Source organism: Ruminococcus sp. HUN007, assembly GCF_000712055.1.
Taxonomy (GTDB): Bacteria; Bacillota; Clostridia; order Oscillospirales; family Ruminococcaceae; genus HUN007.
In genome coordinates, this window is record NZ_JOOA01000004.1 from 1 (window position 1) to 8,168 (window position 8,168).

Consider the following 8,168-nt stretch of genomic DNA (forward strand, 5'->3'; position numbering starts at 1 on the left):
GGATACAATGTCAATAGAATCCATGTAATTTATTTCTATTATTTTTTAATATACAGCCATCAGGACTGGCCTTTTCTGCTTATATTATATCATCTGGAAAGGTGATTGGCAATAGGTTGTTATTGGCTATTCCGGTGCTTCTGAGCCGTAATCTTACTTTCAGAGTTTTGTCTCTGTTGCCGGAAGCGAATTATTATAAAATTAAATCCCGGAATTATGAGAGCGTTTCATCACAATTCCCGGGATTCAGATGGTTTAAATCAAAGCATAAGTGCTTTTTTCCGAGTGACTGAGCCATGGATTTTTAGTACGGATACATCGATTCCGGTGGTATCTGATGATCTTTTCTGCGCATTCGCCGTCTTCAATCATGAGTTCTGCGATTTTCTGTTTTTTCTTCAGCTTCCGCTTTTGCTCTTTCTTCCGCTCTGGCTCTTTCGTCTGAAAATAAAAATTCTTCATTAAGCATAGAATCAGCTCCTTTATTAGCTATATCATCTATTGAACTGTATATATGTTTCTCCAGATCCCGAATTATCGTGATCATCGTACTGTGTTCATCATTTGTTATTTTTTTCCTGTTCCTTTTAAGCTGCGCAAAGTCGTGATTATATCCCTGCACATAGATGTAAACTTTTCGAGAAATTCCGTTTTTCTGTTCTTCAGAAAAGCGCTGCTGTACTTTTTTACACTGCTGTACAGTCTCAGGATCTGGAACGGCAGGAGGATCTCCATGTCGTTTGCGATCAGTTCCTGCGGGGGTGTAGCCGAGTGAACGTACTGCGTGTACTGAGTATTCGATTTCCTGCTCGTCCGGCAGGATCAGTTTTATGTACAGTTTATCCTTGCTTTTATCTGTATCTTTCAGAAATACTACAGCCTGCTGCGGCATTTTGAATACTGCGTGGGAATCGTCGATTCGCTTGTATCCTTCTTCGTCACTGACAGCGTAATTGAAGAGCCTGATGAGCATGTCATCATAATATACCTGGGCTTCAAGATGGAAGCGTTCACCGCATATTATAAAGTAGAGGTCTTTTTCGTATACTTTCAGGTCTTTTATTTACCGTGTTTGTATCCAGAAATGTTATTTCCGAATCCAGCGGGAAAGCGCTTGCCGAATACCTTGTTTACAAATTTTACAAGCATTTTACCAGATAACCGGATTCATTCTTTTGAATGACAGATCGTAAATCTTTGTTTGGACTATTCATAGTCATATCTCCTTGATTATGATATATCTGTAATATATTACACCTGAATTATATCATATCAAGGATACAATGTCAATAGAATCCATGTAATTTATTTCTATTATTTTTTATATACAGCCATCATGTCCGGCCTTTTTCTGCTTATATTATATCATCTGGAAAGGTGATTGGCAATAGGTTGTTCCGGATGTCGTAACAAATATGGTGTAATTCAGCTTAATTCATTTTATCCAGCAGCATTGCTGTTTTTTCTTTTATGTTTTCTGGTTGAATGGGCATAGATATTCATTGTGGTGCTGATGTCTGAATGACCGAGCAGTTCCTGGACATCTTTCGGTGCTGCGCCGGCAGAGAGGAGGTTTGCAGGTGTAGGTGTGGCGCAGAATATGAAAATGAAAACCGCAGAGTTTATCGTCAAGTTTTCTTATTGAACGGCAACATTATTGAAACTGTATCCGGACTTTCGAATTTTCCGTTGTTCCTTATACAGACAAATGACAGTTTCTGATGATCTTCCCGGTACCGTTTTCGCCTTTTTCAAGAGCATATATCTCATAGTGCTCACGACCGTTTTCAAAAACTCTTCTGCAGTAGTTGGCGTATTTAAGCTCACTTTCTTCAAGAGCCTTCTGTCTTGATTTTTCACGTTTAAGGATCTCAGCCAGCCTGTTTCCGAAATCAACTATACGCACTTTGTTTCTTTTAGCCGGTCCTATCTCTATCTTATGGCGCACAGTATTTATAACGCATACTCCGTCTGACTGTGATACACTGTTCATCCAGATCTATATCCCCGCCAGAGCAGTGCGCATACTTCACCGAGTCTTAGTCCGGTATAATAGGGCGATCTGTATCGGCAGCAAAGCGGCATTTTTCTTTTCTTCAAGATACTTTATAATAGTACAGAACTGTCTGTGTGATATGATCATGTTCTCATTTCTGCGGATATTAACGGGATCCAGTACCAGTGACTGTTCCCTCGGATGACTGATGCGGACATACTGCATCGGATCTGATTCGATATATTTTTTAGGAAACACCGCAAAACGAAAAAGAGCTGTGCAGAACCGCTGCAAAAATCCGCATATATCCCGTGCTAACATGAGCACATCCGTTTTTGCCGCCGTTGCAGAGTTTATCGAAATAATTCTGCAGCAGATCAGGTGCGATCTCACTTATCTTTAAATCAGCGATCTCATCCTGATTTATACGACGAATAACCGAACTGTAAAGCTGTTACCGTACCCGTTACTGTAATTACCCGGAAGCCAGATCTTCATCCACCCACTGTTCAAGAAGCCTGCGAAGCCGTGATCTCTGTTAAATCGCCGCAGCCGGATGTAATTTCCTGATGTTTCATTTGCCATAATAATAGTACTCCTGTAAAGAAAAAATTTAGTGAACATCAAAAGCGGATTGATGTTCCACTGTGGGTGAGTACTATTAATCTATTAATTTCAGAAAATATATTTTGCAGTAAAGATGCATCTCCCTGAAAATGCCTTGATTTGTCGCTAACGTAAGTAAGTCACCATCGCATTTTTGAAAATCTATATTGTAACCAGCATTATTGGTCAAGCAAAGCTAAAAAACAATCTAAGTGGTCCGGCCATTCCCTTCTCGAAAAGGATGCAAATAATTCATGTCGTTTATAAAAATCCGTAAGTTCCTCCGATGAACCGCTCTTTACTTAAACTACAAAAATAATTATTATCTTTAAGATATTTGAATTTTAGTATTCCTTGCATTTTCAATATTTTTTACATTACAAAATACAGATCCCTTTTTTTGAAAGATTGATTGTTCGTATTTCTCCAGCCCAGCTATAAAGATCACTGAAAAATTCTTTTATGAAGTAATTTGTTAAAAACTAAAATCCACATCTTTAAATTCAGTGTTTTTTTTCAGCATCCATTATTCTTGCTGTTACAATAGTCGCCTCTGCTTTATCAAGTAATTTCTGAATTTCTTATATCAAAACTTGTTAATAAGGACGGTAGTATGTTCATAACAATCCTGACTACATCCGTCTAACGAATAGACCGGCCACAGTTTTACTCCTTGCAAATTACCAGTGATCATTTTTATCAATTCATTAAAAATCAATCTTTTTTTTCAGCATAAATCAGTAATGATTTTTAGTGTTTCATCCGTAAAATCATATCCTTCCATTCGAGTGGAAGCTATAGCATTATTTAAAGCATTTAATGTTAATGTGTCCAGTTTAAGCCACCTCCAGATTCTACTGAAGCAATTCTTCTTCGCACGATTGATTGCTTCTTTCTGAAATGTTGGTATATACATATTTAGTATACCATTTTTTCAATCAACAAGCAATAGAATAAAGGAAACCAATCAAATTCAAATTTATCTGGTTTCGGGGTTTTAAGTAAATCAGCTAAAAACATCAGGGATTGAAAAAGCGATATCAGGGATAGAAAATGAATTCAGAGAAACGAGATTTTTGCAAGGAGCACGACCTAAATACATGGAGGTATTATTATGGGAATGGTAGTTAGAACTAATATGGCAGCTATAAATGCCAACAATTCATTAGCAAACGCTTCAAAGGCTCAGCAGAGCGGCCATGCAGAAAACTCGCGTCCGGCTTTAGAATCAACGCAGCTAAGGATGATGCTTCAGGTCTCGCTATTACAGAGAAGATGAAGAATCAGATCAAGGCTCTTGATACAGCTAAGGATAACTGCGAAGACGGTGCTAACATGATTCAGACAGCTGAAGGTTACATGAAGGGAAACTCATGACATTCTTACAAGAATGACTGAACTTGCTGAAAAGTCTGCTAACGGACTTCTTGAGGGCGAAGATAGAAAGGCTCTTCAGAATGAAATGGATGAGCTCTGTAGTGAAATCGATAGAATGGCGACTACAGCAAACTTTAATGGCAAGAAGCTTCTTAATGGAGATCTAGGATCAAACGGAAAAAGTTCTTATTTCTAGTGATTCTACTGGTAACCATTATTCTGTTAGTGATGAAGCACCTAATGGCGCACCGAGATATAATTGCGTCATCAGCAGCAATTAGTGGCTCAACAGCATTAGATCAGCTTAGTGGAAGCGCTAAGGATGAATTAACTGCTAAGATTAAAGCAGCAGCAGAAGCAGCAGCCGCTGCTTCCGGCTCAACAAAATATGACTTCAGTAACTCTTGCGGTTAATAAGAATGGCGATATTATTGTCAACTCTTACAGTTGCAACCGGAAGTATTACAGGCGATGATTTAGTGGTCTAGTGCAGTAAACGCCGATAAATATGCTTCTAGCAATAATATTAATGGATACAGTGAAATCAACATTAATCTTACTTACTCAACATCTGGCAATTTAGCTAAAAATGAAGGAATTAAATTGCAGATTGGTGAATCTTCAACAGCAGCTGATAAGATGAATGTTCAGATTGGCAGTTTCCATACAGATACACTTCTTGCAGGTATCAACGGTTTCCAGAATAAAACTGCAGGTGGCTACTGGTGAAACAGATACGAATGCTGTTGCCGCTACAAAGGCTAACGCTTCTGCTACATATGATAATGGTATCACAGTTGATATTTCAGATCAGAACAAGGCTTCTGCAGCCGCTGATGCTATCCGTCAGGTATCAAATTATGTATCTGACCAGAGAGGAAAAACTCGGTGCTCAGCAGAATCGTCTTGAACACACTGTAAAATAACCTTACTACAGCTTCTGAAAACACAACAGCTTTCTAAGTCACGGTATCTTAGATACAGACCATGGCTAAGGAAATGATGGAATATACAAGTAAGAACGTTATTGCTCAGGCTGCTCCAGTCTATGCCTCGCACAGGCTAATTCACAGCCTCAGAACGTACTTTCACTTCTTCAGTAATTCATCATTATGATTATAGCTGACAAGTAAAAAGGAATATAAACTACGATTAAATAAATGAATATAGGGTAAAGGGATACAGGGCTATGGTGCTTCGTCACTGTAGCCCTGTAAATTTTTTCGATAGGAGATATGAGAAATGAAAGTACATACTGAACCTAAGAGAAAAACAGATTATTCTTTCCATAGGAATGATAGTAAAAAAATGAAGAAAAAAGTGCTGGAAAGATGTCTGAAATCACTTCAGCCGTTAATGAATGCAATACCATGTGAGTTGATTGTTGCCGATACTGGCTTCAACAGATTCTACAGTTGAAATCGCTAGAAAAATATACTGATAATGTGTATCATTTTGAATGGATAAATGATTTTGCTTGAAGCGAGAAATTCAACTATAAAAAAAGCTTCAGGTCAGTGGTATATGTATTATTGATGCTGATGAATACTTGGATAATGATTGCCTCAGAATTATTAAATTTCTTAAAAAATAAAGATAATCAAAAAATATAGATCTGTGGAACAATCATTGTTCGTAAATTATCAAAATCTAAAGCTGGATAAATTATTGCTGACTCTAGCTTAGCAAGGCTGCAAAATTAGATGAGACATGTTTCTTTGAAGGAGCAATTCACGAAACTATACCCATAAGAAAAATCCGTTTTACAATATTTCAACCATTTTTCATCATACAGGTTTATTGTTTTGAATCCAATCACCAAAAAAGAGAAAAAAAGAATAAGAAATCTGAATCTTATGAGGATGGAATATGAGAAAAATCCCAAAAATCTAAGGCTACTTAGCCATTTAATAGATGCTTTCAGTTTCTGATGAAAGAGAGAAATATATATGTGAAGCATTGGATATTGTACGTCCTTGATAGTGGAAGTTTGTTTTATTCAAAAGTTATTTATATGCAGGCAATTTCGTATTATCAGACTGTTGACAGGAAACATGCATTGGATTTTGTGCGAAGAGTATTATAATGTATTTATTGATGCGAATAGTAATATCGTTTCTGTAGCAATCGAATTCCTGAGAGCTAATATTCTGGGTACCTCTTGATATGTACGAAGATGCATGTAGTGCATTTCAGCGTTATTTTAAGTTTTATGAAAAGTACAAAAAACGGCGGAGCTTAATGAATTTGAAAATGTGTACACATCCGATTGCTGGTCTAAACAAAATCAGATTTTGAGACTTGTACTTACAATTTAATAATGATTTATAAAAAGCTAAGCAAATATAGCGATGCTTTTTGATATATTAGATCAGCTTGATTTTTTTCTACAATTGAAGGTTCGAAATTCACAGATGTTATATCAGCGGATAAAATTACTGTGTACAGAAAGGCAAGGAATATAGTCGAATTGTATATTATCACGAAAAAGATAATTGAATTAAAAATGATGACGAGAAATATTCAGTAATGTTATATGCTTTAGAAGCATTTTATAACTGGTTACAGGATGAAAGAAAAAGAAAAGTTTGCAAGCGATATAGCCGAGAGTGGATTAGATGATAATTTTTTTCAAAAATTAATGTATATGGTAAGTATACAAAAATTATAACGACTTCAGTTCAAAACTAATTGAATTTATTGAACAAATAGAATCTTGGAATGGACATTACAGTGAAGTATTCTATCTAGCCATAAAACACAAAGTAGATATTAGCGTCGTTTGTCAATAAAATAGATTTATCTGATTTGAGAAATAATCTACAGATTGTCTTGAATTGCCATGGATGATTATGCACAGATAGTTCTTGATTATGGGATTCCTGAAAGCTTTACCCAGTTCAATTAAAGGATTTTCGGTTTTATTACTGATATGTATGAACTGGCTTGCTATAAAACCTTTTGATTTGAATGATAATAAAAAAAGAAGAAATTATATATTCGCTTTATTTCGCTTTTAAGCGATTATGTTCTTAATATTTATAATTCTGAATTACTATTAGATGAAAATGATGTTGAAGTATTGGCCTAATCTTCAATCGTTTCGGTTACTATATGTACAGAGCTAATCAGGAAACTTGAAAACAGCAATGCTGTAGCTTTATATAGAAAGAAAATGAGAAAAAGCGCTTAATTCTTGTGAAGCAATGAAAGATTTAGTCGAGTTTATGCCTCGAAACAGTTTAAGATAAAAATGAGGTTGACGTAAATTCTGTTAATTTAGATTACACTGTAATTTGATATATAAAGAAATATGAGGAAAAGCATATGAAAAGTAGTAATTCTTGCTGGCGGGGCTTGGTACGCGAATCAGTGAAGAAAGCCATCTGAAACCGAAGCCAATGATCGGTATTTGGCGAACATCCAATAAATTTGGCATATTATGAAGTATTATTCTGAGTTTGGGTTTAATGATTTTGTAATATGCTGTGGATACAAGAGTTTTGTTATCAAAGAATATTTTTCTGCATATTAGCATGTACAACTCAGACGTCACATTTGATTTTACTAATGAGAATTCTATGGACTCTTCATAATTCAGAAAGTTGAAACCATGGAAAGGTGACACTTGCTGAAACCGGTGTTATGACACAGACTGGTGGAAGAATAAAGAAGATACAAAAAATATATGGCAATGAAACATTCATGATGACATATATGGTGATGGCGTATCAAAATGTTGATTTGAACGCATTGTTAGATAGTCACAGGAAATCTGGTGCTACTGCAACAATGACTGCTATTCAGCCAGGTGGTCGTTTTGGTGTGTTAGAGATAGAGAATAATGGTTTTAATCTCAAAATTCGCGGAAAAAAGCCAAGGAAGATGTGGAGGCTGGATAAATGGCGGATTCATGGTGCTTGAACCTGAAATATTCAATTATCTGAACGATGATGATCAGCTTGTTTTTGAACGCAAACCACTTGAAAAACTTGCGAAAGACGGTAAGCTTAATGCTTATAAGCATCATGGGTACTGGCAGTGCATGGATACTATGAGAGATAAGGAATTTCTTGAACAGATATGGGCAAGCGGTAAGGCTCCGTGGAAAATATGGGAATGAAGAAAATTAATAGATGCAGATTTCTGGAATGAAAAAAAAGTACTTGTAACAGGACATACTGGTTTT

9 protein-coding genes and 1 pseudogene are annotated in these 8,168 nt (G+C 36.2%); 8 read left to right on the plus strand and 2 right to left on the minus strand.

Features of this window, described 5'->3' with window-relative positions; translation table 11 throughout:
- Positions 1 to 364: 364 nt before the first annotated feature.
- Complete coding sequence (locus CC97_RS18310) at positions 365 to 973, minus strand: hypothetical protein (RefSeq protein WP_044977229.1); 609 nt, start codon at positions 971 to 973, stop codon at positions 365 to 367.
- Positions 974 to 1,696: 723 nt separating this feature from the next.
- Positions 1,697 to 1,993 (minus strand): hypothetical protein, encoded by a 297-nt coding sequence (locus tag CC97_RS19355; protein ID WP_049963063.1) that lies wholly within the window; start codon positions 1,991 to 1,993, stop codon positions 1,697 to 1,699.
- Between the two features lie 1,723 nt (positions 1,994 to 3,716).
- Between CC97_RS19355 and CC97_RS21225 the strand changes: the two genes are divergently transcribed.
- The 8 genes and pseudogenes from CC97_RS21225 (at position 3,717) to rfbF (ending at position 8,102) form a co-directional block, all read left to right on the plus strand.
- Positions 3,717 to 3,881: a hypothetical protein gene (locus CC97_RS21225; protein ID WP_242848237.1), complete on the plus strand. Its 165-nt coding sequence runs from the start codon at positions 3,717 to 3,719 to the stop codon at positions 3,879 to 3,881.
- Positions 3,866 to 3,979, plus strand: coding sequence for a hypothetical protein (locus CC97_RS21455; protein WP_278245366.1), 114 nt, complete (start codon positions 3,866 to 3,868; stop codon positions 3,977 to 3,979). The genes CC97_RS21225 and CC97_RS21455 overlap by 16 nt, the downstream gene beginning before the upstream one ends.
- A 13-nt stretch (positions 3,980 to 3,992) precedes the next feature.
- Complete coding sequence (locus CC97_RS21460) at positions 3,993 to 4,175, plus strand: hypothetical protein (protein ID WP_049963065.1); 183 nt, start codon at positions 3,993 to 3,995, stop codon at positions 4,173 to 4,175.
- A gap of 44 nt (positions 4,176 to 4,219) precedes the next feature.
- Positions 4,220 to 4,393 (plus strand): hypothetical protein, encoded by a 174-nt coding sequence (locus tag CC97_RS18325; RefSeq protein ID WP_156036990.1) that lies wholly within the window; start codon positions 4,220 to 4,222, stop codon positions 4,391 to 4,393.
- A 189-nt stretch (positions 4,394 to 4,582) separates the two neighbouring features.
- On the plus strand, positions 4,583 to 4,708 hold the full coding sequence (locus CC97_RS21465) for a hypothetical protein (RefSeq protein WP_278245365.1): 126 nt from the start codon (positions 4,583 to 4,585) through the stop codon (positions 4,706 to 4,708).
- The gene (locus CC97_RS18330; RefSeq protein ID WP_044977231.1) at positions 4,695 to 4,889 is read left to right on the plus strand and encodes a hypothetical protein; all 195 of its coding nucleotides are present in this window, start codon (positions 4,695 to 4,697) and stop codon (positions 4,887 to 4,889) included. Before CC97_RS21465 ends, CC97_RS18330 begins: the two co-directional genes overlap by 14 nt.
- A gap of 332 nt (positions 4,890 to 5,221) precedes the next feature.
- Entirely contained in the window at positions 5,222 to 5,398 is a 177-nt protein-coding gene (locus CC97_RS20425; protein ID WP_156036991.1) for a hypothetical protein, read from the plus strand.
- A 1,925-nt stretch (positions 5,399 to 7,323) separates the two neighbouring features.
- A pseudogene (gene rfbF, locus CC97_RS18335) lies at positions 7,324 to 8,102 on the plus strand (glucose-1-phosphate cytidylyltransferase).
- The last annotated feature ends 66 nt before the right edge of the window (positions 8,103 to 8,168 follow it).

Coding starts and splice junctions, on each gene's coding strand:
- CC97_RS21460 (WP_049963065.1), top strand. CDS start 3,993: ATGACTGAACTTGCTGAAAAGTCTGCTAACGGACTTCTTGAGGGCGAA.
- CC97_RS19355 (WP_049963063.1), bottom strand. CDS start 1,993: ATGAACAGTGTATCACAGTCAGACGGAGTATGCGTTATAAATACTGTG.
- CC97_RS21225 (WP_242848237.1), top strand. CDS start 3,717: ATGGGAATGGTAGTTAGAACTAATATGGCAGCTATAAATGCCAACAAT.
- CC97_RS20425 (WP_156036991.1), top strand. CDS start 5,222: ATGAAAGTACATACTGAACCTAAGAGAAAAACAGATTATTCTTTCCAT.
- CC97_RS18310 (WP_044977229.1), bottom strand. CDS start 973: ATGCTCATCAGGCTCTTCAATTACGCTGTCAGTGACGAAGAAGGATAC.
- CC97_RS18325 (WP_156036990.1), top strand. CDS start 4,220: ATGGCGCACCGAGATATAATTGCGTCATCAGCAGCAATTAGTGGCTCA.